The organism is Pseudomonas sp. NPDC096950, from assembly GCF_044762525.1.
Classification (GTDB): Bacteria; Pseudomonadota; Gammaproteobacteria; order Pseudomonadales; family Pseudomonadaceae; genus Aquipseudomonas.
This window is the reverse complement of record NZ_JBIWEL010000035.1, coordinates 32545-58693: the sequence shown is the minus strand read 5'-3', so window position 1 is coordinate 58693 and position 26149 is coordinate 32545. Positions and strand designations below refer to the sequence as shown.

General features: G+C 61.7%; 22 protein-coding genes. 14 read left to right on the top strand and 8 right to left on the bottom strand.

What is annotated here, in order from left to right; translation table 11 throughout:
• Positions 1-269 precede the first annotated feature (269 nt).
• Genes ACIQY3_RS32150 through ACIQY3_RS32135 form a run of 4 tightly spaced genes read left to right on the top strand, consistent with a single transcriptional unit; the run spans position 270 to position 5881 of the window.
• The gene (locus tag ACIQY3_RS32150; protein WP_403028134.1) at positions 270-2174 is read left to right on the top strand and encodes a sigma-54-dependent Fis family transcriptional regulator; all 1905 of its coding nucleotides are present in this window, start codon (positions 270-272) and stop codon (positions 2172-2174) included.
• Entirely contained in the window at positions 2174-3892 is a 1719-nt protein-coding gene (locus tag ACIQY3_RS32145; protein WP_403028131.1) for an ABC transporter ATP-binding protein, read from the top strand. Before ACIQY3_RS32150 ends, ACIQY3_RS32145 begins: the two co-directional genes overlap by 1 nt.
• Entirely contained in the window at positions 3882-4559 is a 678-nt protein-coding gene (locus ACIQY3_RS32140; protein WP_403028128.1) for a S8 family serine peptidase, read from the top strand. The genes ACIQY3_RS32145 and ACIQY3_RS32140 overlap by 11 nt, the downstream gene beginning before the upstream one ends.
• Positions 4556-5881 (top strand): tryptophan 7-halogenase, encoded by a 1326-nt coding sequence (locus tag ACIQY3_RS32135; RefSeq protein ID WP_403028125.1) that lies wholly within the window; start codon positions 4556-4558, stop codon positions 5879-5881. Before ACIQY3_RS32140 ends, ACIQY3_RS32135 begins: the two co-directional genes overlap by 4 nt.
• A gap of 144 nt (positions 5882-6025) precedes the next feature.
• Here the strand turns inward: ACIQY3_RS32135 and ACIQY3_RS32130 are convergent, their stop codons facing one another.
• On the bottom strand, positions 6026-7516 hold the full coding sequence (locus tag ACIQY3_RS32130) for an aldehyde dehydrogenase family protein (protein WP_403028122.1): 1491 nt from the start codon (positions 7514-7516) through the stop codon (positions 6026-6028).
• Between the two features lie 274 nt (positions 7517-7790).
• Here ACIQY3_RS32130 and ACIQY3_RS32125 point away from each other — a divergent pair, with 274 nt between their 5' ends.
• The 5 genes from ACIQY3_RS32125 (at position 7791) to peaD (ending at position 12948) form a co-directional block, all read left to right on the top strand.
• On the top strand, positions 7791-8045 hold the full coding sequence (locus ACIQY3_RS32125; RefSeq protein WP_054053445.1) for a DUF1652 domain-containing protein: 255 nt from the start codon (positions 7791-7793) through the stop codon (positions 8043-8045).
• A gap of 343 nt (positions 8046-8388) precedes the next feature.
• The gene (gene peaA, locus ACIQY3_RS32120) at positions 8389-9969 is read left to right on the top strand and encodes a quinohemoprotein amine dehydrogenase subunit alpha (RefSeq protein ID WP_403028119.1); all 1581 of its coding nucleotides are present in this window, start codon (positions 8389-8391) and stop codon (positions 9967-9969) included.
• 81 nt (positions 9970-10050) lie between these two features.
• Positions 10051-11481 (top strand): quinohemoprotein amine dehydrogenase maturation protein, encoded by a 1431-nt coding sequence (peaB, locus tag ACIQY3_RS32115; RefSeq protein ID WP_403028116.1) that lies wholly within the window; start codon positions 10051-10053, stop codon positions 11479-11481.
• Between the two features lies 1 nt (position 11482).
• Complete coding sequence (gene qhpC / locus ACIQY3_RS32110; protein ID WP_054053439.1) at positions 11483-11806, top strand: quinohemoprotein amine dehydrogenase subunit gamma; 324 nt, start codon at positions 11483-11485, stop codon at positions 11804-11806.
• 23 nt (positions 11807-11829) lie between these two features.
• The gene (gene peaD, locus ACIQY3_RS32105) at positions 11830-12948 is read left to right on the top strand and encodes a quinohemoprotein amine dehydrogenase subunit beta (RefSeq protein ID WP_403028113.1); all 1119 of its coding nucleotides are present in this window, start codon (positions 11830-11832) and stop codon (positions 12946-12948) included.
• A gap of 110 nt (positions 12949-13058) precedes the next feature.
• Here the strand turns inward: peaD and ACIQY3_RS32100 are convergent, their stop codons facing one another.
• Positions 13059-13460 (bottom strand): lysozyme inhibitor LprI family protein, encoded by a 402-nt coding sequence (locus ACIQY3_RS32100; protein ID WP_403028110.1) that lies wholly within the window; start codon positions 13458-13460, stop codon positions 13059-13061.
• Between the two features lie 293 nt (positions 13461-13753).
• Here ACIQY3_RS32100 and ACIQY3_RS32095 point away from each other — a divergent pair, with 293 nt between their 5' ends.
• Both ACIQY3_RS32095 and ACIQY3_RS32090 read left to right on the top strand, forming a co-directional pair.
• Complete coding sequence (locus ACIQY3_RS32095) at positions 13754-14242, top strand: SRPBCC family protein (protein ID WP_403028107.1); 489 nt, start codon at positions 13754-13756, stop codon at positions 14240-14242.
• Entirely contained in the window at positions 14243-15043 is an 801-nt protein-coding gene (locus tag ACIQY3_RS32090) for an aminoglycoside phosphotransferase family protein (protein WP_403028104.1), read from the top strand.
• A 975-nt stretch (positions 15044-16018) separates the two neighbouring features.
• Here the strand turns inward: ACIQY3_RS32090 and inhA are convergent.
• Positions 16019-16705, bottom strand: coding sequence for an isonitrile hydratase (gene inhA, locus ACIQY3_RS32085; protein WP_403028101.1), 687 nt, complete (start codon positions 16703-16705; stop codon positions 16019-16021).
• Between the two features lie 91 nt (positions 16706-16796).
• Between inhA and ACIQY3_RS32080 the strand changes: the two genes are divergently transcribed.
• Positions 16797-17795 carry a GlxA family transcriptional regulator gene (locus ACIQY3_RS32080; protein ID WP_403028098.1) on the top strand — a complete coding sequence of 333 codons (999 nt, stop codon included), beginning with the start codon at positions 16797-16799 and terminating at the stop codon, positions 17793-17795.
• Here the strand turns inward: ACIQY3_RS32080 and ACIQY3_RS32075 are convergent.
• The 4 genes from ACIQY3_RS32075 to ACIQY3_RS32060 form a co-directional block, all read right to left on the bottom strand.
• Complete coding sequence (locus tag ACIQY3_RS32075; protein WP_403028095.1) at positions 17749-18666, bottom strand: alpha/beta fold hydrolase; 918 nt, start codon at positions 18664-18666, stop codon at positions 17749-17751. The genes ACIQY3_RS32080 and ACIQY3_RS32075 overlap by 47 nt on opposite strands.
• A 208-nt stretch (positions 18667-18874) precedes the next feature.
• Positions 18875-19270, bottom strand: a complete 396-nt coding sequence (locus ACIQY3_RS32070) for a hypothetical protein (RefSeq protein WP_403028093.1) — start codon at positions 19268-19270, stop codon at positions 18875-18877.
• 539 nt (positions 19271-19809) lie between these two features.
• A complete protein-coding gene (locus tag ACIQY3_RS32065) occupies positions 19810-21636 on the bottom strand; it encodes a glycoside hydrolase family 15 protein (protein WP_403028090.1) in 1827 nt (608 codons plus the stop codon).
• Positions 21629-22429 carry a glucose 1-dehydrogenase gene (locus tag ACIQY3_RS32060; protein ID WP_403028087.1) on the bottom strand — a complete coding sequence of 267 codons (801 nt, stop codon included), beginning with the start codon at positions 22427-22429 and terminating at the stop codon, positions 21629-21631. The genes ACIQY3_RS32065 and ACIQY3_RS32060 overlap by 8 nt, the downstream gene beginning before the upstream one ends.
• 266 nt (positions 22430-22695) lie before the next feature.
• Here ACIQY3_RS32060 and ACIQY3_RS32055 point away from each other — a divergent pair, with 266 nt between their 5' ends.
• Positions 22696-23868, top strand: a complete 1173-nt coding sequence (locus ACIQY3_RS32055) for an MFS transporter (protein WP_403028084.1) — start codon at positions 22696-22698, stop codon at positions 23866-23868.
• 113 nt (positions 23869-23981) lie between these two features.
• Here the strand turns inward: ACIQY3_RS32055 and ACIQY3_RS32050 are convergent, their stop codons facing one another.
• Positions 23982-25115: a cupin-like domain-containing protein gene (locus ACIQY3_RS32050; protein ID WP_403028081.1), complete on the bottom strand. Its 1134-nt coding sequence runs from the start codon at positions 25113-25115 to the stop codon at positions 23982-23984.
• Positions 25116-25245: 130 nt separating this feature from the next.
• Here ACIQY3_RS32050 and ACIQY3_RS32045 point away from each other — a divergent pair, with 130 nt between their 5' ends.
• Positions 25246-25980 (top strand): thioesterase II family protein, encoded by a 735-nt coding sequence (locus tag ACIQY3_RS32045; protein ID WP_403028078.1) that lies wholly within the window; start codon positions 25246-25248, stop codon positions 25978-25980.
• Positions 25981-26149: the final 169 nt, after the last annotated feature.

Below are 26149 nucleotides of genomic sequence, written 5' to 3'. Positions count from 1 at the left end.
TCCCATGGGGCTACTCGATCCCCTGTGGGAGCGGGCTTGCTCGCGAAGAACGATAACGCGGTCCCCCGGATACACCACAGGGCGAAGCGCGAATCCCCGGCCCGCTCGATCCCTGTGGGAGCGGGCTTGCTCGCGAAGAACGATAACGCGGTCCCCCAGATACAACACAAGCGCCCTACGGCTCTTGCCATCGCCCTGACGTTAACGTAAAGATTGACGCCACGGCGCTGATTTCAAAAAGCGCAAAGCGGACCGCTGCGGAGCGCTTGATGACACTCATAAAAACAACACACCCCAAACCCCATCAGGAAGCCCGGCTGGCCCGGGAAAAGCTTCACCTCGAAGGCGAAGTCCCCGATGGCGTATTGCGTGCGGAAATCGATGCCTCATGGCGGCGCAGCCTCAGCCATGGCGTGCATTTCAACGGCAAGCATGAGCTGACCCTGGAATCGAGCGCCAGCCTCGAAGTATTGCTGGCGAGCAACCGCTTGCTGATCGACGCCGCGATGCCGGCCATCGACTACCTGGCCGAGCGCCAGGGCAAGGAAGGCCTGATCATCCTCGCCAACTCCGACGCGACCATCCTCGCCGTCGAGGGCCGGGCCGATCGTCTCAAGGGCTCCGGCCTGCAAGACATCACCCTCGGCGCCTGCTGGAGCGAAGCCGCGCGCGGCACCAACGCCCTCGGCACCGCGCTGGTGGAAGCCCGGCCGACCCTGATCGATTGTGGCGAACATTACCTGGATCGCCTGAGCGATTTCTCCTGCACCTCGGTGCCGATTCACTGCCCCCAAGGCGACATCCTCGGCGTCCTCGACCTGACCCGCGAAGGCCCCCTCGGCCGCGTCCACGACAGCACCGCGCTGCTGGCCATGGCGGTCAGCCAGATCGAAAGCCGAGTGTTCAACGCCAGCTATCCAGACCAGATCGTCCTCGCCTTCCACAGCCGTCGGCAGTACCTCGAATCCCCGTGGCAGGGCCTGTTGGCGGTGAGCCTAGGCGGACAGATCCTGGCGGTCAGCGCCCAGGCCTGTCAGTTGCTGCACGCCGAACGTTCGGCATTGGTCGGGCATCGCTGCGAAGAGTTTCTGGGCGTCGATGGACTGCAATTGCTGGCGCGACTACAACAGGGTGGCGTCGGCAGCCTGCAAACCGCCAAGGGTGAATTCTTCTACAAAACCCTGCGCGCGCCCCAGCGTTCGATCAACGTCGGCACCACGCCGCGCCCGACGGCCAAACCGGCCAAACCGCAACCGGATCTGGAATCCCTGGCCGGCAGCAACGTGCGTTATGCCCGCGCCTTGCGCATGGCCCGCCAAGGCCTGGCCAACGAGTTGCCGGTGTTGCTGCTCGGCGAAACTGGCACCGGCAAAGAAGTCATCGCCCGCGCCCTGCACATGGCCGGCACCCGCTGCGACAAGCCCTTTGTCGCGGTGAATTGCGCGGCGATTCCTGAAGGCCTGATCGAGTCGGAACTGTTCGGCTACCGCGAAGGCGCGTTCACCGGTTCCCGCCGTGGCGGCATGGTCGGACGCCTGCAACAGGCCCACGGCGGCACCTTGTTCCTCGATGAAATCGGCGACATGCCGCTGGCCTTGCAGGCGCGGTTGTTACGGGTGTTGCAGGATCGCAAAGTCGCGCCACTGGGTGCCGGCGAAGAGCAGGACATCGATGTCGCGCTGATCTGCGCCACCCACCGCGATCTAAAGCGCCTGGTGGAAGACAAACACTTTCGCGAAGACCTGTTCTACCGAGTCAACGGCATCAGCGTGATGCTTCCGGCCCTGCGCGAACGTGAGGATTTCAGCGGTCTGGTCGGTCGCTTGCTGGCAAAACTCGACGCCCCGACGGTCACCCTGCATGACGACCTGAGCAAACTGCTCGGCGGCTATCACTGGCCGGGCAACATCCGTCAGTTAGAAATGGTGTTGCGCACGGCGTTGGCCATGCGCGAGGCGGGCGACAGCGTGCTCACCCTCGACCATTTGCCCGACAGCATGCTCGACGACCTGACCGCCACCGAGCGCCCCCAGGCCGGCAGCATCCGTGAAAACGAACTGGAGCTGATCCGCCAATCCCTGGACGCGCATCAGGGCAACGTCTCGGCCGCCGCCGACGCCCTCGGCATCAGCCGCGCGACCCTGTACCGCAAACTCAAACAGTTGCGCCTGTGATGCAGCGCCTGATCGTGCGACTGATCGACAGCCCGAACCCGCAAGCCCTGCAAGCGGCGTTGCGTTGGCTGTACAGCTTCGTGCGCCCGCATCGACTGGCGATTGCCGGGCTGCTCGGGTTGTCGGTCTGCGCGTCGTTGCTGGTGCTGGTGCAACCCTGGCTGACCAAACTGCTGATCGACGATGGCTTATTGGGGCGCAATTTTCCGGTGCTGGTGCTGATCGCCGGGTTAATGATCGTCGCCGGTCTGCTCGGCACCGCGCTGTCGGGAATCAACCGTTACCTGCACACGCGCTTGTCCGGGCGGATTCTGTTTGCCCTGCGCGATGACCTGTATCGGCATTTGCAAACCTTGTCGCCGAGCTTCTACGGCCTGCGGCGCATCGGCGATTTGATGTCGCGCCTCGACGGTGACGTCGCGGAGATCCAGCGCTTTGCCGTGGACTCGCTGTTCTCGGCGGTATCGAGCGTAATCGGCCTGGACTTCTCCATCGCGATGCTGTTGACCCTGTCCTGGAAACTCTCGCTGCTGGCGCTGGTGCTGATTCCCCTCGACGTGCTGTGGCTGCGCTGGATGCGGCGCAAGGTCGAGCGCGATGTGCGGCAGTTGCGCGAGCGTTCGGCGGACATGTCGTCGTTCATGGTCGAGACCTTGCCGGTGATGAAATTCATCCAGTCTGCCGGTCAGCAACAGCGTGAGGCGCGACGTCTGGAGAGCCTGGGCCAAGGCTATATGAGTCAGTTGCTGCGCCTGCAAGTCACCGAATTTTTCACCCAGGCCGTGCCGGGCACGCTGACGTCGTTGTCCCGGGCCTGTGCGTTTTTGATCGGCGGTTACTGGGTGGTGCAGGGCACTTGGCAACTCGGTGCGTTGATCGCGTTTTCCACCTACCTTGGGATGGCGGTGGGGCCGGTTCAGAGTTTGCTCGGGCTGTATGTGGCGATCCAGCGAATGACCGTCAGTCTCGGGCGCGTCATGGAGTTGCGCGGCGAAGAACCCACCGTGCTCACACCGGTTGCGCCGCAGCCGATGCCAAGCTCCGGCGAGCTGCGTTTCGACGACGTGCATTTCAGCCATCCGGGGCGTCCGAGTACGTTAAGCGGGATCGACGCGCGCATTCCTTACGGCTTGAAAGTCGCCCTGAGCGGCGGCTCCGGTGTGGGTAAATCCACCCTGATCGACCTGCTGCAACGGCATCACGATCCGCAATCCGGCCGGGTGTTGCTCGGTGAGATCGATCTGCGGGAATTGGACCTGTTCGAGCTGCGCCGACGGATTGCGATTGTCAGTCAAGACATCGTGCTGTTTCGCGGCAGCCTCGCGGACAACCTCGCTTACGCGGTGCCGGATGCCAGTCGCGAGGCGATTGCCGAAGTGGCGCGGTTGGCGCAACTCGACAGTCTGATCGCGTCCTTGCCCGAAGGCCTCGACAGTCCGTTGGGCGAGCGCGGCCAGCAGTTGTCCGGCGGGCAGAAACAGCGGATCGCCATCGCCCGCGCCTTGTTGCAGGATCCGTTGATCCTGGTGCTCGACGAAGCCACGTCGGCGGTGGATGAAGCCACCGAACGGGAAGTGATCGAAGCCATCGACCGACTGTTCGCCGGACGCACGCGCATCCTGATCAGCCATCGCCCCTCGACCCTCGCAGACGCCGATCTGCGCTTCGAATTGCTCAACGGCGTGCTCATTTCGAAAACGGTGCTGCATGAAGCCTGAACTGCGAGTTGGCGTGGTGGACAGCGGTCACTCGGCGGCGCAACGGGTGCAGGTGGTCGCGGGGCGGCGGTTTTCTCTGTTGGAGGATGGGCTGGCGGAAAGTGACTTGCGCGACGATCCACTCGGCCACGGCAGTGCGGTGATCGAGGCCATCGGCCGGCGCGCACCGGCGGCGGTGTTTTGCGTGGCGCAAGTGTTCGATCAGCGTGGCGTCACCAGTGCGTTGCAGATTGCCACGGCGATTGACTGGCTGGTGACCCAGGACGTGCGGCTGATCAATTTGAGCCTCGGCTTGCGCCAGGATCGCAGCCTGTTACGCGAAGCCTGTGCGGCGGCGGTGGCGCGGGGTGTGTTGCTTTGCGCGTCGAGTCCGGCCCAGGGCGAGGGCGTGTATCCGGCGAATTATCCACAGGTGCTGCGGGTCACTGGCGATGCACGTTGCGCGGAAAACGAATGGTCGTGGCTCAACAGCGCCCAGGCGGATTTCGCGGCGTGTGTGCACGGGACGTATCCGGGCCAGTCTGGCGCCAGTCTGGGCTGCGCGGCGTTGAGCGGGCACATTGCCGGTTTCCTCGTCGCGCATCCGGAGGCGAGCAATCAACATGTCATCGAATGGCTGCGGGATCACGCCCGGTATCGCGGCCCTGAACGGCGCTTCGGCCCGTGATCCTGATTCTTGGCGCCGGACCTGCGGGCGCGGCAGTGGCTTTGGGGCTGCGTCGGCTCGGTTACCCGGTGACGCTGGTCTGTGAATGGCGACGCTTTGCCGCACTGGAAGGGGTTTCCGTGCGGGTGCTCGATGCCTTGCGTGGCGCGGGCTTGAACCACGCCTTGGTAGACGCGGCGTTGCCCTCCCAGCGGCAAGTGTCGTGGAACGGTCAGCAGCATGCGCAGAACATCGAATTTTTGCTGGATCGTCCGAGCTTTGATCGAGGCCTGCGCGAGGATTTGCGTGCGGCTGGGGTCGAGTTGATCGAGGGGCGGGTGCTGACGGTGCAGTCCTCAGCGGCGGGGCATCGGGTCGAGATCGAAGGGCGCGAAACGCTGGTTGCGGATTTCCTGGTGGAGGCTCGCGGGCGTTCAGCGCCTGCCCTCGGCAAAGGCCTGCGCGGGCCGGAGACGGTCAGCCTGCTCAACCGCTGGCAGACAGCGCCGGGCGACACCGCCAGCGCCGTGGAAAGCCTGGAGGACGGCTGGGCGTGGATGGCGCGCCGGGCGGACGGTCAGTGTTATTGGCAATGGACGGTGGACGTGGCCAGCGCTGCGTTACCGGGCAAGGCGATGTTGCTCGATTACTGTCGTCAGCGGCGCCTGGATTCCGCAGTGGCCCGAGCGTTTTTTGGTGATGGACCGGAAACCGATCTGCAACTTCACGCCCGCAGCAGCACCGCGATCTTGAGCCCGCAGGTGTGTGGCGATAACTGGATTCGGGTGGGCGATGCGGCGATGGCGGTGGACCCGTTGTCGGGCAACGGGATTTTCCAGTCCCTGTCCTCGGCGTTACAGGCGCCCACGGTGATCAACACTCTCTTGCGCAAACCCGAGCGGGCGGCGTTGGCCCAGCGTTTTCATCAGCAGCGGGTGGAGCAGTTGTTTTTGCGTTTCGCCCGGATCGGCCGGGATTTTTATGCGGATGAACAGCGCTGGCGGGAACAGCCGTTCTGGCAGGCGCGGCGGCAATGGCCGGATGCGGAAGTGGCGCATGCTGAGGCGGATTTTGCGTCGTTGCGAATTGAGCGGGCACCGGTGTTGCGGGATGGGTTTGTGGATGAGGCCGAGGTGGTGATCACGGCGGATCAGCCGCTGGGGATCTGGCATGTGCAGGGGGTTGAGTTGGCGCCGTTGGTGCGGCGGTTGTGGCGTGAACCAGCGGAGCAGGCGTTGGCGGGGTTGACCTCGGAGCAGGGGCGGGTGGTTCGGGGTTGGTTGTTGAGTCAGGGATATCGACCCCTCACCCTAACCCTCTCCCCAGAGGGGCGAGGGGACTGACCGAGTTGATTGTGCGATGTACTGCGACCTGAAATTCCTGAGTCGAACTCAGGTATGGAAAACCATGGAGATCGGCTCCCTTTCCCCCTCTCCCCTTTGGGGAGAGGGCTGGCTCTTGAATTTCACACCCACCCCACTGACTCATTACAACTTGATCAACACCGACTTCAACTCGGTGTAATGCTCAATCGCCGCATACCCCATCTCCCGTCCAACCCCGGACATTTTGTACCCGCCAAACGGCAGCGCCGGGTCCAGCGCACTGTGGCAATTGACCCACACCGACCCTGACTTGATCCGCGGAATCATCCGGTGCACCGCCGCCAGATCATTCGACCAAATGCTCGCCCCCAACCCATAGGGACTGTCATTGGCCATGCGCAACGCATCGGTCTCGTCATCAAACGGAATCGCCACCAACACCGGGCCGAAAATCTCTTCCTGCACCAATGAATGCTTCTGATCGACATCCACAATCACCGTCGGTTTGACGAAGAACCCTGGCCCGAACTGCTCGCCACCACACGCAATGGTCGCCCCACTTTCCCGGCCCTGTTCGATGTAGCCGTAAACCCGCTCCTGCTGACGTTTCGAGATCAACGGCCCCATCTCGACCGTCGGGTCCATGCCGTTGCCGAGTTTCATGGCGTTGGCGATGTCGGCGATGTCCGCCACCACATTGTCGAAATGCTTGCGCTGCACATACAGCCGCGAACCGGCGCAGCAGACCTGGCCCTGGTTGAAGAAAATCGCGCTCGCGGCACCGGCTGCGGCGGATTTCAAATCAGCATCGCCCATCACGATGGTCGGCGATTTTCCGCCCAGTTCCAGGGTCACCCGGGTCATGGATTCCATGGCGATCTTGCCGATCTGCTTGCCCACGGCGGTGGAGCCGGTGAAGGTCAGCTTGTCGACCAGCGGGTTGTGAGTCAGCGCCGAACCCGCCGTGATGCCGGTGCCGGTGACCACGTTGAACACGCCTTCGGGATACCCGGCTTCCAGCACCAGTTCCGCCAGTTTCAGCGCGCTCAACGGGGTTTCGTCGGCGGGTTTGAGCACTACGGTGCAACCGGTGGCCAGGGCCGGGCCGAGTTTCCAGCAGGCCAACAGCAACGGGAAGTTCCAGGCGACGATGGCGCCGACCACGCCCACTGCTTCGCGACGGATAAAGCTGTGGAATTGATCGTTGGGCATCAGCGGCAACGACACCTCGACGCTTGAACCTTCAATCTTGGTCGCCCAACCCGCCATGTAGCGCAGAAAGTCGATGGACAGCTGCACGTCCATCACCTGGGCCACCGCGGCGCTTTTGCCGTTGTTCAGGCATTCCAGTTGCGCCAGCAGCTCGGCATCGCGCTCCATCAGGTCGGCGAGTTTCCACAACAGGTTCTGCCGCTCACGGGGGCGGGTTCGGGTCCAGGGCGAATCGTCGAAGGCCCGACGCGCGGCGAGTACGGCGCGGTCCATATCTTCGGGCGTGGCCCGTGGCACCACGCACAGCACGTCACCAGTGGCCGGGTTGTGCAGGGGCATGGTCTGGCCGTCGGCGGCCTCGACCCAGTCACCGCCGATCAACATGCGCGGCGCGCGCTGGATAAACGCCGAAGTGGCGGGAAGCAGATAAGGAAGGGACATGGCGAGATCTCTTGTTGTTCGTGAGATCAGGGCTTTCGCAATGGCTGTGCCAAGTGTCTGGAAGGGCTGGATGGCCCTTTATCGACGGGGTTTCACAGGATATTGAAGATGGCGATGCCCGGGATTTTTTCGCAAATTGCGACAGGCGCTGAGACGACGAGCAACCGTGTTGCGCCCTTGAGACACTGCCGGTTGAGGACTAGAATTTTCAGGCTCGACGGGCGAAATGAGGGAGCCTTTGCCCGGTCACACACCTGGCGTAAGGGAGGTCACGATGTTCCTTTCAACCCTGGAAATTCAAAACATCATTGAACGCAGCTTTCTGCCGTCGGTTTGCACCTGCAACATGGAGGCCGATCAGTCCCTGACGATTCGGGTCTGCGACTGCATGACCGGCAAAGTCGACATGGTGGCGACCCACGTCCCCCTCTGGACGCTGGACAGTCCCCACGCCATCGCCTCGCTGGTGGCGGACATGCGGCAGGAAATCGAGGTTCACAAAGGCGTTCACCCCACCTTTTACATCTGAATAGACGACATGCCGCCTCTGAGCGCCGGGGCGGCATGACGCCGAACACCAAGACCGCTATTTTCCGCACGACCCCAGCGACAGCATCGAGGCAGCTACGCTTGTCTCAGACTGCAACAGCTGTCGCGATATTAGACGCAGGTGATCGCGTCCAGACCGGACTTTAGGCCGTCTTCTTCACGCAACTGATTGATAAAAAAGGATATCGGTAAGCTGGCACGCTCCGTGTATTGCTCATCGCAGACGTTTCTCTTGCCTCCGTCAGCGGTGCGCCGCCGGCGGCAGAAACCATAAAAACGATAAGCCACAACAATAAGAAAGCACCGTGCGAGGTTCGACGTTGATGAAGAGAAGACTCCGATCAGGCATGAGCGCCGGCCTGCTGGCCGTGGCCGCTTGTGTGGCGCTGCATTCGCCTTACAGCCTGGCAGCCCGCGACGCCCAGACCATCCTCAAGGAAACCTGCCAGGGCTGTCACACCCCCGAAGCCGATAACGCCTTGAGCCGCATCAGCCACCAGCGCAAGACCCCGGAAGGCTGGCTGATGAGCATCGCCCGGATGCAGACCATGCACGGTTTGCAGATCAGCGATGACGACCGCCGCACCCTGGTCAAATACCTGGCCGACACCCAAGGCCTGGCGCCGAGTGAAACCGACGGCGTGCGCTATGCACTGGAGCGTCGCCTGAACACCGTCGAAAAGTTCGACGACCAGACCAGCCAGATGTGCGGCCGCTGCCACTCCGGCGCGCGGGTCGCCCTGCAACGGCGTCCGGCCCAGGAATGGGAACGCCTGGTCAACTTTCACCTCGGCCAATGGCCGTCCCTCGAATACCAGGCCTTGGCCCGGGATCGCGACTGGTTCGATATCGCCCGCAAAGACATGGTGCCACTGCTCGCCAAGCGTTATCCGCTGGACAACCCGGCCTGGAAAAAATGGCTGGGCGCCGCGCCGAAAAGCGACGCACTGGTCGGCGACTGGAGCTTCAGCGGTCACTTGCCGGGTAAAGGTGAATTGGCTGGCGTGATGAGCGTCACCGCCGATGGCAGCGACACCTTCAAAGTCAGCGTCAAAGGCCAATACGCCGATGGCAGCCCGTTCAACGGCGACGGCAGCGCGATTCTCTACAGCGGCTACGAATGGCGCGGCAACGTGACCGTTGATGGCGTGACCATGCGCCAAGTGTTCGCCGCCCAGGGTAACGCGATGCAAGGCCGGATGTTTGAGGCCGAGCACGATGAACGGGGTCTGGATTTCGTGGCGGCGAAGCAGGGCAGCAGCCGTTTGCTGGCGGTGCAGCCGGGTTACCTGAAGGCGGGTGTTGAAACTGAGGTGACGTTGGTCGGCAGCGGTCTCACCGGTAAACCGAACTTCGGCAAAGGCGTGGAAGTGGTTGCCGTTGTCGAGCAAAGTCCTGAGCGGATCAGGGTCAAACTCAAGGCCGGGGCGAATGCCCAACCGGGTCTGCGCAACGTCACCGTCGGCACGCTTAAAGGCCCGACCCTGTCGGTCTACAGCAAAATCGCGTCGGTCAAAGTCGTGCCGGAATTCTCCGTGGCGCGGATTGGCGAGGGCGGTGGTTCGACGCCGAAAGTCCAGGGCCGCTTCGACGCCGAAGCCTGGGGCAAGGGCGCCGATGGCAAGCCGTATCGCATCGGCGTGTTCCCGGCGCAGTGGAAGGTCGAAGCCTTCGACGACCACGCCAAGGAAGACGAAGACGTCAAGTTCGCCGGCACCATGCAGGCCGACAGCGGCGTGTTCACGCCGGGCGATGCCGGGCCGAACCCGCAACGCAAAATGTCCACCAACAATGCCGGCAACCTCAAGGTGATTGCCGCCGTCGACGACGCAGGGAAATCCCTGACCGGCGAAGGCCACATGATCGTCACCGTGCAACGCTGGAACAATCCACCCATTCCATGAGTTGGCTGATCTCTCACGGTTTCAGACACTTTTCGGAATGATCGCAGGCCCCGTAAAACGGGGTTTGCACAGGAGGTTGCAATGGGCGCTATTTTGAATCTGGTCGAACGGAATCTGCACGAAGTGCACGTCGATGCCGACCGCATGCTGTTTCACATTCCCAGCAGTTCGCTGTTCGCCAGCGATGAACTGACGGGCACCATCATCGACACCTTGCGCGGGCCCGGTTGCTCCTCGGACGACCTGATCCAGCGCCTGGCCGCGCGCTTCAACGGCGAGGAAATCACCGAAACCCTGCGCGAGTTGATGGCCCTGGAACTGGTCAGCGACGGTTCGCCACTGACCCCGGACATCGGCACCAAACGGGTCGAGCGCACGGCGATCAACACCGTGGTGCTTAACGTCAACACCGGTTGCAACCTGAGTTGCACCTACTGCTACAAGGAAGACCTCGACAAGCCGTCGGCGGGCAAGAAAATGGACGTCGAAACGGCGGTCGCTTCGGTGGAAATGCTGCTGCGCGAATCCCCGGATGAAGAGCGTTTCACCGTGGTGTTTTTCGGTGGCGAGCCGCTGAGCAACCGCAAGCTGATCGAGTACATGGTCGACTACTGTGAAAAGCGGTTTGCCGAGGCGGGCAAGTTTGTCGAATTCGTCATGACCACCAACGCGACGCTGCTCACCGAAGACACCGTGGACTACCTCAACGCCCACCGTTTTGGGCTCTCGGTGAGTATCGACGGGCCAAAAACCGTGCACGACCGCAACCGCATCACCGTGGGCGGGCAGGGCACGTATGACGTGGTGCGGCGCAAGGCCGAGATGCTGCTGTCGCGTTACAACAGCCGTCCGGTGGGTGCACGGGTGACCTTGACCACTGGCGTCACCGATGTCGAAACCATCTGGGATCACCTGTTCAACGAACTGGGGTTTGCCGAGGTGGGTTTCGCCCCGGTGACGTCGGGCGATATCAGCACCTTCAACCTGTCCAGCGACGAGTTGATCGAAGTCTTCGCCAACATGAAAAAGCTCGGTCGGCGCTATCTGGAAGCGGCGCTGGAGCACCGCAATATCGGTTTTTCCAACCTGCACCAGTTGATCACCGACATCCACGAAGGCCACAAAAAAGCCCTGCCATGCGGCGCGGGCCTGAAGATGCTGGCGGTGGATCACAAGGGTGGATTGAACCTGTGCCATCGCTTTACCGGTTCTTCATTGCCGACCTTCGGCAACGTCCACAGCGGTGTGAAACAGGTCGAGTTAAACGACTTCCTGTCCCAACGCCTGGACCGCACCAACACCGGGTGCGAGGACTGTCAGATCCGCAACCTGTGCTCCGGCGGCTGCTACCACGAAAGCTATGCCCGCTACGGCGACCCGACACACCCGACCTATCACTACTGCGAACTGATGCGTGACTGGGTCGACTTCGGCATCGAGGTCTACACCCGGATCATGGCCCACAACCCTGCGTTTATCAGCAGCTACATCACTCCGCGCAAGGCTCACTGATATGAAACATCTCAAGGCAATCAATAACAAAGCGCTGAAAATGGACAAGGCCGCGGAGGAAAACCGCATCGAAGAAGTGGTGGCGATGAGCTCCGTCGCCGGCTGCGCCTCGACCACCGACCCGGGCTGGGAAATCGACGCGTTTGGTGGTGTGTCGTCGCTGTGCCAACCGATGGAAGCCGACTTGTATGGCTGCTCCGACCCTTGCTGGTGGCCGGCCCAGGTGCCCGACATGATGAGCACCTACCCGGACTGGAACAAGGACGCGCAGGCCTCCAACGACAACTGGCGCAACCTCGGGACTGTCTTTCCAAAAGACAAGTGATCGGACCTCAAAAGGATTCCAGCATGCGTAGCATCAAAGCCTGCGGCCTGGCCGCGTTCGCCGTCCTGAGCGCCAGTTCGCTCACTGTTCTGGCCGATGAAAATACGGCGTTGCAAGACGGTCACGAGTACATGTTGACCACCAATTACCCAAACAACCTGCACGTGATCGACCTGGCCACCGACACCTTGTTCAAGACCTGCAAGATGCCGGACGCTTTCGGCCCGGGCACCGTGCAACTGTCGCCGGATCGCAAGACTGCGTATGTGTTGAACAATCACTACGCGGACATCTACGGCGTCGAACTCGACAGCTGCAAACAGGTGTTTCACGCCAGCCTCACCCAGAAACCGGGGGAGAAAGCCAAGTCGATGTTCGCTTTCACCCTGAGCCATGACGGCAAGGAATTGTTCGCCATCGCCAACCCGACATTGATGCTCAACGACCGCTATGAAGTGCAGCAGCCACGGCTGGATGTGTACCCGACCGACGCCGGCATGGACGCCAAACCGGTGCGCAGTTTCCCGGCGCCCCGGCAACTGACCATCATGCAGAGCGGCGACGACGGCACGTTGTATGTGGCGGGGGCGGACGTCTACAAGGTGGATGTGAAGACCGGCAAGTTCGATGTGCTGATCCCCAGCCGTCACTGGAAACGCGAGAACTACAGCGCGCCGGACGTGCTCTATGTGTGGAACCAGCAGACCTATCGGCACGACTTCTCGCTGCTCTACACCGCGGCGAAATTCAAGGACAAGAAGCAGGATCCATTGACCGCCGAGTACCTCTATGGGCTGTTCAGCATCGACCTGAAAACCGGCAAGACCGAAACCACCGACTTCGGCCCGTTGACGGAAATCTACTTCAGCGGCATGCGTTCGCCCAAGGACCCGAACCTGATGTTCGGCGTGCTCAACCGCTTGGCCAAGTACGACATCAAGCAGAAGAAAATGCTCCAGGCGGCGACGCTGGATCATTCTTACTACTGCATTTCGTTCAACAAGGACGGCAGCAAGATCTACCTGGCCGGGACGTTTAATGACGTGGCGATTTTTGACGCCGAGAGTATGAAACAGGTGGGGAGTATCAAGTTGCCGGGTGGGGATATGGCGATTACCACGGCGCAGGTGTTTGTCCGGTAGCGGCGGCGTCTGAGCGGACGCCTTCGCGGGCAAGCCCGCTCCCACATTGGAATGCGTTCCTTTGTGGGAGCGGGCTTGCTCGCGAAGAGGCCCTCACTGACACCGCAGCATCAAGCCCCAGGCACCGGGCAACTCAAATCCCCTTCCTCACATTTCAAGTAAGTCTTGAACGCCTCGATCCGCGCCTTGGTCAGCCCGGTGGTGCAGTTGCTGTAAATCAGCGGATACACACTGCCACCCTCCACCCCGGAAGCCGAGAACTTGCACTCCGCATCCCGGAAAGCCACCCAACTGCGCTGAGCGCTGACCAGCAGCTTCTTGGCATCGGGGCTGTCCTTCAGCCGTTGGGTGATCTGCTGATACAGCGCATTCAGCTCCTTATCCGCAGCCTTGTTCTGCTCGGCGGCGCACTGATTCATATCGCCCTGGGTAGTAGCATTGTCACAATCCACGGCATGCGCGACGGTGGTGAACAACAGCGGCATCAGCGCCAGGAGAAAGCGTGGGTGCATAAAGGATTCTCACGGTGACATTGGAAAGTTGGGGGGTAGTGTAGCGAATCCTCGACTCACCACTACCCCTGTGGGAGCGGGCTTGCTCGCGAAAGCGGTGTGCCAGTCGAAATCTATGTTGCCTGGCACACCGCATTCGCGAGCAAGCCCGCTCCCACAGGGACATGCCAGAACCCAGGGTCTGAAATACCGCCTAATATTTCAGACTATGTTGATGGTCGCACTGGCTTGATACAACTTTAGGGTTGGTCTTGTGGTCTTACAGGCCTACTGTTCAGTACAGGAGGTGACTTATGAATCCAGCATCAGATCGCATCGAAAGAAAGATTTTGCTCAAGGCGCCGCGTTCGCACGTCTGGCGCGTGTTGGCCAATGCCGAGGCGTTTGGCCAGTGGTTTGGCGTGGCGCTTGAGGGCAAGCGCTTTGTTGCCGGTGAATGGACCCAGGGGCAGATTACTTACCCCGGTTATGAGCACTTGCTGTGGAATGTGCTGGTGGAGCGGGTCGAGCCGGAGCGGGTGTTTTCGTTTCGCTGGCATCCGTATGCCGTGGAGCCGGATGTCGATTACTCCCAGGAGCCCACCACCCTGGTGAAATTCGAGCTTCAGGACATGGACGAAGGCACGTTGTTGACGGTTGTCGAATCCGGTTTCGATCACATTCCCCAAACCCGTCGGCTCAAGGCGTTCCGCATGGACAGTCGCGGCTGGGATGAGCAGATGAGTAATATCGAAGAGTTTCTGAAAGTCAGCGAAAAGGCTCGCGAACATCAGGGTGAGTGAATGTTCGAACCCTGGTTGAAGCGCTGGGCGCTGGTGCCGGACGGCGAGCCGATCATCACGCCCGGCAGTCGCTTGTTGCCGGTACGGATGGGTGAGGTACCGGCGATGTTGAAGATCGCGGTGGATGCCGAGGAGAAATTCGGCAATCTGCTGATGACCTGGTGGGACGGCGAGGGCGCCGCCCAGGTGTTTGCCCATCATGGTGACGGGTTGTTGATGGAGCGTGCCATGGGCCGGCGTTCACTGATGAACATGGCGCTCAATGGGCAAGACGACGAAGCCAGTCAGATTATGTGCGCAGCGGTGGCGCGGTTGCATGCGCCGCGCCCGTCGCCCTTGCCACCGCTGGTGCCATTGGCGCAATGGTTCACATCGTTACAGCTGGCAGCCGCACAACACGGCGGCCTGTATTCCCTCAGTCTGGTCACTGCTGAAGAATTGCTGGCCACGCCACAGGACGTGGTCGTGCTGCACGGCGACATCCACCACGACAATATCCTCGATTTCGGCCCGCGAGGCTGGCTGGCCATCGATCCCAAGCGGGTGATGGGTGAGCGCGGTTTCGATTACGCCAACCTGATCTGCAACCCCGAACTGCCCACGGCGACGGATCCACTGCGCTTTGCGCGACAACTCAAGGTCGTGGCGAAAGCGGCAGGGCTTGAGCGTCGGCGCTTGCTGCAATGGGTGTTGGCGTTTGCCGGATTGTCGGCGGCCTGGTTTCTGGAGGATGACGCCACCCTGGCGGCGGAAGGTCAGCTGCAAGTCGCTAAACTCGCGGCTTCCATGCTGGATGCCTGAGGCATCTAAGGGTTTTCGGAAGGGGTGGTATAGCGAATGTCTTACACGCGATGGTAGCTATGTCGTCTATTGCACATTGGATCCGAAGTGTAATCTAGCCTTATCAACTGAAGCACAGGAAGTGCTCAGGATCACGGATGATCGACCATAAGCAAGGATTCGCTGCCGACAGGGAGTCGACATGGTCTTGGGAAAAACCCGCTTCGGCGGGTTTTTTTTCGTCTGTCGAAAAGTCGGCTGGATTTGTGGAAGTGAGCCATACCCAAATACCGCGCCGAACCGAAATCCCCTGTGGGAGCGGGCTTGCTCGCGAAAGCGGTCTGTCAGTGACATCGATGCCGGATATGCCACCGTCTTCGCGAGCAAGCCCGCTCCCACAATTGAGCCCAGCCATTCACAAATACCGCGCCGAACCCAGACCCCGTGTGGGAGCGAGCCTGCTCGCGAAAGCAGTCTGTCAGTGACATCGATGCTGGATGTACCGCCGTCTTCGCGAGCAAGCCCGCTCCCACAATTGAGCCCAGCCACACCTGAATATCGCGCCGAACCGAAATCCCCTGTGGGAGCGAGCCTGCTCGCGAAAGCGGTCTGTCAGTGACATCGATGCTGGATGTACCGCCGTCTTCGCGAGCAGGCTCGCTCCCACAATTGATCCCAGCCATACCCGAATATCGCGCCGAACCGAAATCCCCTGTGGGGGCGGGTTTTTGCCCTCGAATGGTCAATCGCTTACACGCACTCGCGGGTATGTCGTCTGTTTATGCTTCGGCGATGCGCATATTCTGGATCCATCAACTGAAGCACAGGAAGTGCTCAGGATCACGGATGATCGACCATTAGCCAGGATGGCTGCCGACAGGATGTCGCAATGGTCTTGAGAACCCGCTTCGGCGGGTTTTTTTATGGGCGAGGAAAAGTCCGTGCTGATCCTGTGACGGCAAGGGCATTGGCCCTCGCCCTCGCCGCCACGATCACTTAACGCAGGTTCAACCTGGCCGCCGCCCGCTCGGTGATCAGCTTGCGCTGCACGTACGAGGGCGCCGCCCGCCGTTGTGCTTCTTCCACAATGTCCTGCGGCGCGGTTTCAGGGCTGCCGGCCTGGAACGGTGGCGCTGGCGCGTATTCCAGTTGCAGTTGCACCACTTGCGCGGTGTCCTTGCCGAACAGCTCGGCGGCCAGGGTCAGGGCGAAGTCGATGCCTGCGGTGATCCCGCCACCGGTAAACAGATTGCCGTCGCGCACCACCCGATCTTTCACCGGGATCGCGCCCAACGTCCCGAGCAAATCGTGATAAGCCCAGTGAGTGGTGGCGCGTTTGCCTTTGAGCAGGCCCGCCGCACCGAGCACCAGGGCGCCGGTGCAAACCGAGGTGACATAGCGGGCATTGGCCGCCTGCGCCTTGATGAAGGTCAGGGTTTGTTCATCTTCCATCAACGGCCCGACACCAGCGCCACCCGGGATGCAAATCACATCCAGCGCCGGGCAATCATCGAAAGTGGTGGTCGGTTTCAACACCAGGCCAGTGCTGGCAGTGACTGGCACCAGGTCCTTCCAGATCAGATGCACCTTCACGTCCGGCAGCGAAGCCAGCACGTCATAAGGGCCGGTCAGGTCCAGTTGCTGAACTTGTGGAAACAACAGAAAACCGATCTGCAACGTCATGGTGTTTATCTCCTGGATGGGGGTGGACGGCTTCACTGTAGGCTCGTAGGATTTGGCGTATCCGCCAATTACCCCACGAATTACGCCAATCATGCCGAAATCCGTTCATGTGCTCGCGTTTGCCAACGTCCAGGTGCTGGACGTCACCGGGCCGTTGCAGGTCTTCGCCTCGGCCAACGACATCGCCCGGCAACAGGGTTTGCCGGCGCCCTATGCGCCGTCGGTAATTGCCAGCGGTGGCGGGGCGGTGATGTCGTCGGCGGGCCTGGCGCTGTTGGCCGAGCCGTTGCCCTCGGGCGGCAGCGACACGTTGATCATCGCTGGCGGTTGGGGTGTTTACTCGGCGGCGGAGGACACGCAACTGGTGGAATGGGTGCGCGAACACGGGGCGGGTTGCCGACGGGTGTCTTCGGTGTGTACTGGCGCATTTTTGCTCGCAGCCAGTGGCTGGCTCGACGGTCGGCGTGTGGTGACCCACTGGACCCGTTGCGAGGAATTGGCGCAAAAGCACCCGCGCCTGCAAGTCGAACCCAACCCGATCTTCATCAACGACGGCCCGGTCTGGACCTCGGCGGGCGTCACTGCTGGCATCGACCTGGCATTGGCCATGGTCGAAGAGGACCTCGGCCGCGCCATGGCCCTGGATGTTGCGCGGCAACTGGTGGTGTTTCTCAAACGGCCGGGCGGTCAATCGCAGTTCAGCGTGACCTTGTCCCTGCAACAGGAAGGTAACCGCTTCGACGAACTTCACGCCTGGATCAGTGAAAATCTCACCAAAGACCTCGGCGTCCCGACCCTCGCCCTGCAAGCCGGGATGAGCGAACGCAGCTTCATCCGCCACTACCGCACCGACACCGGCCAGACCCCGGCCCGGGCCATCGAACTGATTCGGGTCGAAACCGCGCGGCGCCTGCTCAGCGACACCGGCGTCCCGATCAAACGGGTCGCGGTGCAATGCGGCTTCGGCAGCGAGGAAACCCTGCGCCGCACTTTCCTGCGCGCCATGGGCGTGACGCCCCAGGCCTATCGCGAACGTTTCAGCGTCAGCCTTTCAGTAGATCCGCTTTCAGTAGATCCAGCAGTGCCTTGATCGTTGCTTCAGGCGCCTCTTCGGGAATGTTATGCCCAACGTCCGCCAGCACGCGGCGCTCGTAACGGCCGGTGAAATGCTCGGCGTCATCGTCGGTTTCAGTGGCCGGTCCCACACCATCATCGGCCCCGCACAGGGAAATCGTCGGTACGCTGATCGGCGGTTGTTTGGCCAGGGCTTCTTCCATCCACTCCAGCGCCGGATCGCCGGGGGTGTACATGAATCGATGTCGATACGAGTGAATCACCACCTCGACGAAATCCGGGTTATCGAAGGCTGGTGCGCTCAACGGATAACGCTCGGCGTTCCTGGCCCAGGTCGGTGACCACAGACGCCAGAGCAATTCGCAAAAAGCACGGCGATTCTGAGTCAAACCCTCAACACCGCGCGGTGTATGGAAGTAGTACTGATACCAGAGACGATGCTCGGTCTGCGGGTCCAGAGGCTGGATCGAGCCGGGAATGTTCTGCAAGTTGTAGCCATCGCCGGTAACCAGGCCGCGAACCCGCGCTGGCCACAACGCCGCCACAATACACGCCGCCCGACCGCCCCAGTCATAACCGCAGAGCGTGGCTTGCGGGATGGCGAGGGCGTCCATCAGGTCCAGCAGATCCTGGGCGAGCGCGGCCTGCTGGCCGGAACGCAGGGTATCGGGGCTGTTGAAACGGGTCGGGCCGTAGCCGCGCAAGTACGGGACGATAACGCGATAGCCCTGTGCGGCGAGGGCCGGAGCGATTTCGTCGTAGCCGCGGGGGGAGTAGGGGAAGCCGTGAAGCAGGATCACCGGCGCGCCGGTGGTGGGGCCGTGGTGTTCGTAGGCGATTTTCAGGGTTGGGGTTTCACTGAACTGAACGACTGGCGACTGGGTCACGGGAGAACTCCTGAGCATTGGCATTCGAGGACGCTGGAAACTTGAAGCCGAGCGCTGAACCTGTGGCGAGGGGGCTTTCTGTGGCGAGGGAGCTTGCTCCCGTTCGACTGCGAAGCAGTCGTAAAGTCTGAGAACCGGATTTTCCGGGAAACGCCGGGGACCGCTTCGCGCTCCAGCGGGAGCAAGCTCCCTCGCCACAGGATGTGTGTCAGTCCGAGGATTCCACTTCCGCCACCTGATTAAAATACTTCGTCCGATCCGGTGTAAACGTCACCACCATCTTCGTCCGCGAACAGGTCAACGCCCGTTCCGCAGCCAAATCAATATCCAGATCTTCCCCGCGCAATCCCTGCCATTGCGCCAGGTATTTGAGGGATCCGTACTTTTCGAGTTTTTTCAGGCTGCGGCTCACGCCACCTTTCCAGCCCAGCACCGGCAGTTCGCCGGCGAGGCACTGTTGGGCGAGGTCGGGGAATCGGGTGGCGCGTTGGCGGCCGATTTCCCAGCATTTGATCAGGCCCTTGTCGTGAGCCTCCCACAGTTCATCCCGGTTCAGGCCGGAGCGCAGTGGGGCGTTGATGGTGCGGTGGATGCGCTGGGTCATTCTTGTTCCTTGAATTCGGGTTTTATTGGACAGCTCCGCTGTACCCGTTGACGGTGGATGGTAGGGGCGGATGTAACAGCTGGCAACAAGGTATTTTCGGCTGTAGGAAACATGTGCGGGAAGGTTAGTCGATGAGTTTTGTTTGGCTGTCGTAGGTCCCAGGCCTACACACGTCTGTGGCGAGGGGGCTTGACCCCGTTCGGCTGCGCAGCAGCCGTAGAACCAGCAAATGCGGTACTTCTGGCGCGATTAGGTGACTGGTTAGACGGGGCCGCTGCGCGACCCAACGGGGGCAAGCCCCCTCGCCACAGGGGATGTGTGGTGTTCAGTAAGGGCGCGTTTTGTTTAATAACTGTGCTGGAAAGGGGAAATTTCTGACGAGATCTGTCGGTTTTGGATGACGGGGTTCAGGTCGCTGGTTTTGCGTTTTGGCGGATGGCCTCTTCGCGAGCAAGTCGAATCGTCGCACCGCCGCTCCCACATTTGGAATGCGGTCCCCTGTGGGAGCGGGCTTGCTCGCGAATGCAGGCGACGCGGTCTCACGGCTGCCAGTAATTCTTCTCCCCACTCAATTTCCGATCGAGAAAACTCGCCGCACTGATCAACGCCAGATGCGTCAACGCTTGTGGCGTATTGCCCAAATGCCGCGCATGGCTGTCGAATTCCTCGGCGTATAACCCCAAAGGATTGGCATACCTCAGCAACTGCTCAAACTCCAGATGCGCTTTCTCAACCTGACCCGCCCGGGCCAGGCATTCGACGTACCAGAACGAGCACGCGGCGAAGGCGCCTTCGGTGCCGGGCAAGCCGTCGATCTCGGTGTCTTCGTTGCGATAGCGATAAACCATGCCGTCGCGCACCAGGGTTTTCTGGATCGCTTCCAGGGTCGAGAGCCAGCGCGGGTCCTTGGCGCTGACGAAGCGCACCAGCGGCATCAGCAGCATCGAGCCATCGAGGGCGGTGCCGCCGATGTGCTGCACGAAATGCCCGCGTTCTTCGTTCCAGAAGTTTTCCCAGATGTCGGCGTAAATGGCCTGGCGCGTCTGGTCCCAGCGGGCGAACGGGGCGGGCAGGGAGCGCTTCGATGCCAGGCGAATCGCGCGGTCCACGGCGACCCAACACATCAATCGCGAGTGCAAAAAGTGATGCTGCTCGCCGCGCATTTCCCAGATGCCGACGTCTTCGGTCTGCCAGGTTTCGCAGACCTGATCGACCACTTCCACGACGTGCTTCCAGCCTTCATGGGAAATCGCCTCGCCGTACTTGTTGACGAGATAAACCGCGTCCATCAGCTCGCCAAAGATATCGAGCTGGATCTGGTTGTACGCGCCATTGCCGATGCGCACCGGTTTCGCGCCGCCGTGGCCCGCCAGGTGCGTGAGTTCGGTTTCCGGCAGTTCCTGGCGACCGTCGATGGCGTAGAGGATGTTGATTTTCATCGACTGGCCGTGGCAATCGCTGACCCGATGGCGCATCCATTTCATGTAGGCGTTGGCTTCTTCGACAAAGCCCAGGCGCATAAAGGCATACACGGTGAACGAGGCGTCGCGGATCCAGGTGTAGCGGTAATCCCAGTTACGTTCGCCGCCGGGGGTTTCCGGCAGGCCGAAGGTCGCGGCGGCGAGGATTGCACCGTGTTTGCGCGAGGTCAGCAGCTTCAAGGCCAGGGCCGAGCGGTTGACCATTTCCCGCCAGCGCCCGCGATAGTTGGACTGGCCGATCCAGTCGCGCCAGAACTTCAGAGTGCGTTCCATGCACAGTTCGGCGGCGCCTTCCTTGAAGCGCGGGTCGTCAATCGCGCCCAGCAGAAACGCCGCGCTTTCACCTTGTTTGAGGGTGAATTCGGCGACGGCGGCGTTGCCATCGAGGCTCAGTGCCTGATCCGAAGACAGGCGCAGGGACGGCTGGTCCGCCGCCTCGAAGGCCACATCTTTTTCCTCCAGGCGCGCGCGGGTCTTGGCCCGGGCGTAGTCATGCCGCACCGCGCAACGCATGCGCATCGTCGCGGTGCCGCTGACCACCCGCACCCGGCGCATCAGCATCGGCAGGTCATCTTCGCTGTCGCCAATGGGCAGCAGGTCGGTGACTTCGACCACGGCGCGGTCGCTCAGCCAGCGGGTTTGCAGCACGTTGGTGTCCGGCAGGTAGATTTGCTCGCGGCGGGCGTCGGGAAGGTCCGGGGCCAACTGGAAGATCCCTGCCTCGGGCGTGTCCAGCAGCGAACAGAAGATCGACGGACTGTCGAACTCCGGCCAGCAGAAGAAATCCACGCTGCCCTTGTCGTTGACCAGCGCTGCACTGCGCATGTCGCCAATGATGCCGTGGGCGTCGATGGCACTTTGTCGTTCGGGATGATGATCAGCCATTGCCACGGAACTCCGGATAGAGGCTCATGCCGCCGTCGATAAACAGGGTGGTGCCGACGATGTAGTCGGAGGCATCGGAAGCGAGAAACACCACCGCGTTGGCAACGTCTTCGACATCACCGATGCGGCCGTAAGGGATGAGTTTGAGCAGCTCTTGCGCGGCGTCGCCCTCGGTGGCGGCACGGTTGATCGCCGTGCGAATCGCCCCCGGCGCGATGCCGTTGATGCGGATTTTCTGCTGGCTGACTTCCTGGGCCAGGGTCTGCATCAGCATGTCGACACCGCCCTTTGACGCGGCGTAATTCACATGACCGGCCCACGGAATGCGTTGGTGCACCGAACTCATGTGGATGATCTTGCCGGCAGCCTTGGACACGCCTTCGCGAATGCCTTGCTGGGTGAAAATCCGCAGGGCGGCGCGGGCGCAGAGGAACTGGCCGGTGAGGTTGACACCGATCACCTGGTTCCAGTCGGCGAGGCTCATGTCCACGGCTTTCGCGTCTTTTTGCATCCCGGAATTGGCCACCAGAATGTCGAGGAAACCGAAGGCGTCGAGGGTCTGGGCGAACAGCCGTTCGACGTCAGCTTCTTTCGAAACATCGGCGCCGATGGCGATGGCGCGACCGCCGCCGTCATTGATCTGCCGGGCCAGTGCTTCGGCGGGTTCGGCCTGGGAGTTGTAGTTGATCACCACCGCAGCACCGGCGGCGGCCAGGGCCTTGGCGGCGCCGGCACCGATGCCGGAACTGGCGCCGGTGACCAGGGCAACTTGTTGCTTGAGGGAAATCTGCATGCAGGTTAGCGCCTTGAAGGGAGGGCCTAATTAGCTGACTTGCTTACGGGGCAGAGAGTTCATTTGTGGATGACTGGACGGGCCTCTTCGCGAGCCAGCTCGCTCCCACATTTGATCAGTGGTGTTCATGTTATTTGCGCCATACACAGAGACCCTTGTGGGAGCGGGCTGGCTCGCGAAGGGGCCTTCACATTCAACCAACAATTCCCCGCTTTCCCCCAAACGAGCCTTTATGGCAACTTGCAGGCCCTGAATGAGGCCGACCCATGGCAAACCCCTACCGCGAACTGTTCAAAGCCCCCGGCGCCGGGGCCTTCGTGCTGGCCGGGATGATCGCGCGCATGCCGATTTCCATGACCGGTATTGGCCTGATCACCATGCTCTCGCAGCTAAAGGGTGGCTACGGACTGGCCGGCGCGGTGGCGGCAACCTTCGCCCTGGCCACGGCATTCTGTGCACCACAGGTGTCGCGCTTGGTGGATCGCTACGGGCAGGGCCGGATCCTGCCGGCGTCGGCGCTGCTCGGCGGCGGCGCACTTTTGATGCTGTTGCTCTGCACCCGATTGCAGGCGCCGCACTGGACGCTGTTCGCGTTCGCCGCCCTGGCCGGGTGCATGCCGAGCATGTCGGCGATGGTCCGGGCGCGCTGGACCGAGCTCTATCGCGGCCAGCCGCAACTGCAAACCGCGTATGCCCTGGAATCGGTGCTGGACGAGGTCTGCTTTATCGTCGGGCCGCCGCTGTCGGTGGGGTTGTGCGTGGTCGCGTTCCCCGAGGCCGGGCCGTTGGCGGCGTTGCTGATGCTGGCGATCGGGGTCACGGCGTTTGTCTTGCAACGTGGCACCGAACCGCCGGTGCACCCGCACGAAGTCCAGCATCAGGGTTCGATCATTCGGTCTGGTGAAATCCGCCTGCTGATGCTGTTGATGACCGCCATGGGCGTGATTGTCGGCGTGGTGGATGTGGTCAGCGTCGCCTTCGCCCAGCAGCAGGGGCAACCGGCGGCGGCGAGCATCGTGCTGTCGGTGTACGCCATCGGTTCATGCCTGGCCGGGTTGGTGTTTGGCGCGTTGCGTTCGAAATTGCCGTTGCCGCGACTGTTCCTGTATGGCGGTGTGATGACGGCGGTGACCACGTTGCCGTTGCTGTTGGCGACGAACATTTTCGGCCTGGCGCTGGCGGTGTTTGTGGCCGGATTGTTCTTCGCGCCGACGCTGATTGTGGCGATGGCATTGGTGGAGCGCATCGTCACGCCGGCCAAACTGACCGAAGGCCTGACGTGGCTGATCACCGGGTTGAGCATCGGCGTGGCGATTGGCGCGGCGAGTTCCGGGTGGCTGGTGGATGCGTTCGGGGCGCGTAGCGGGTTTTGGGTAGCGATTGCGGCGGGGGCGGTGGTGTTGGGGTCGGCGATCCAAAGCTTCCGTCATTTGAAATAAATAACCCCCTGTGGGAGCGGGCTTGCTCGCGAATGCGGTGTGTCAGTCTCCATCAATGCTGAATGACACACCGCATTCGCGAGCAAGCCCGCTCCCACAGGGGGGATTGGGGGTTACCAGCCTCTTCCCGAGTTAACCCAGAAATTCACCGACAACGACGTCGACACCGATTCCACCTGGTGGAACCAGCCCTCCGGCAAAAACAGCAAATCCCCAGCTTCTAATGTCACCCGCATAAAGGTCACATCCCGCGCCTGGGGAAAGCGCTGATAATCCGGCGCATCCGGGTTGAAGTCGCAACCGTCCAACCCGCCCTTGGGCGCGGTGGACCAGGTACCGAGCGCGTCGCGGTGATGGGGCGCGGCGAGGGTGAAGGTTTTCTGGCCCCAGACCTGGGCGAACAGGTTATCGGTGTCGTCGCGATGCAGCGGGGTCAGGGTACCTTTGGGGCCGATCCAGATCCGTGGCGGGATGAACAGCGACTGATCGAAGTACGGCGGGTATTTGATCTGCTGCATCAACTGCGCGGGCAGGATGTTGTTGCCCATGTACGCCGGCGGGTCGCCGTTCGCGCCTTTGACCGCCGGGCTGTCCAGCGAGGCAATGAATTCGGCCATGGACGTGGAGCGAAAATCCCGTTCCGTGGAGAAAGTCTTCTTCACATAATCGCCATGGCGGGTGATGCCCTGCAGTTCGGCGAAATGCACCAGCGATTCTTCGCGGCTGAGCTTGAACAGCGGCCAGTCCTGCAAGGCATCGCTGATGACCAGCGGGATGCCGTTGGGCAGGTATTGCGTATCGAATTCGTGCTTCGACAGTTCACTGCGCGGCCGCCGTTCTACCGTGCACTGGGTCGGCAGGCTGGCGGTGAGGCGTTCACTGAAGCGCGGCGGGGTTGGGTAGCGCTTGTTCATATCGACCTTTTCCACCACCGCCGCGCCATGCCGGGCGTGGTCGATGATCTGCGGCAGCATCGTCGCCAGGCCCATGTTGCCGCCGATCTTCAAGCGACCGCTGGCGAACAGTTCCTCGACGTTGGCCACGCCGCCCATGATCCCGAGAAAGTCTTTCTCCGCCACTTCAATGGTCACGTCGGGGCTGGCGTGGTGTCCGGCTTCGGTGCGGCTGCTGGCCTTGACCTCGGACCAGTACGCCTGGTGCGGGCCGAAGACGAATTGAAAAACCCCTTCGATGCCGACGGCGCCGGCATTGGCGAACAGTTTGCCCAGGATGGTCTGCAGGTCCACGACGTTCACTCTTGTTGGTTTTGGTCTGAAGAAATAACGAGCACTCGCGCGGGAAATTTAACCCGTCGCGACTAATTTGCGCGGGCGCTGGAGCGTTCCTTAGTACAGACATCTTTTTGAGGAACCCGCGGTGACCAAGCTGACTCTGCTGTGCCTGCCGTATTCCGGCGCCAGCGCCATGGTCTACAGCCGCTGGCGGCGCAAGTTGCCGGAGTGGCTGCAACTGCAACCGGTGGAATTGCCAGGCCGTGGCGCCCGTTTCGACGAACCGCTGCACACCGATATGCGCGCGCTGGCCATGCAATTGGCCAAGGAACTGCGCCCGACGTTGAAAGCACCGTATGCCTTGTTCGGCCACAGCCTCGGCGCGTTGATGGCTTGCGAACTGGCCCATGCCTTTCGTGCGCTCGGTTGCCCGGAACCGGTTGCGCTGTTTGCCTCTGGCACTGCCGCGCCGACCATGCGCGCCGATTACGATCGCGGTTTCGCCGAGCCCAAGACCGATGCCGAGCTGATTGACCAGTTGCGCACCCTCAATGGCACCAGCGAAGAAGTGCTGGCGAATGAAGAGCTGATGAGCCTGACCCTGCCGATCCTGCGCGCCGACTTCCTGCTGTGCGGGCGTTTCCAGCCAGTGCAGCGCCCGTTGCTCAAATGCCCGGTGCACGTGCTCGGCGGCAAGGCCGACAAAGCCACCACCGAACAACTGATCGGCTGGAGCAAGGAAACCCAGGGCAGCTTCTCGGTGGACATGCTGGCGGGCGGGCACTTCTTCATTCATGAGCACGAAGCCAAGGTGCTGCGGGTGATCAAGGATCAACTGGACGTGCACCATCGGCGGCATGCGATGGCTGTCAGCGCCTGATCTATCCCACCACTTTTCCCCCTGTGGGAGCGGGCTTGCTCGCGAAAGCGGTGTGTCATTCAGTAAAGATGTGACTGATACACCGCATTCGCGAGCAAGCCCGCTCCCACATTGACTGATGACAGTCTCCAGACCCCGCACTACCTCCTTTCTGATACTTGTTCTCAAT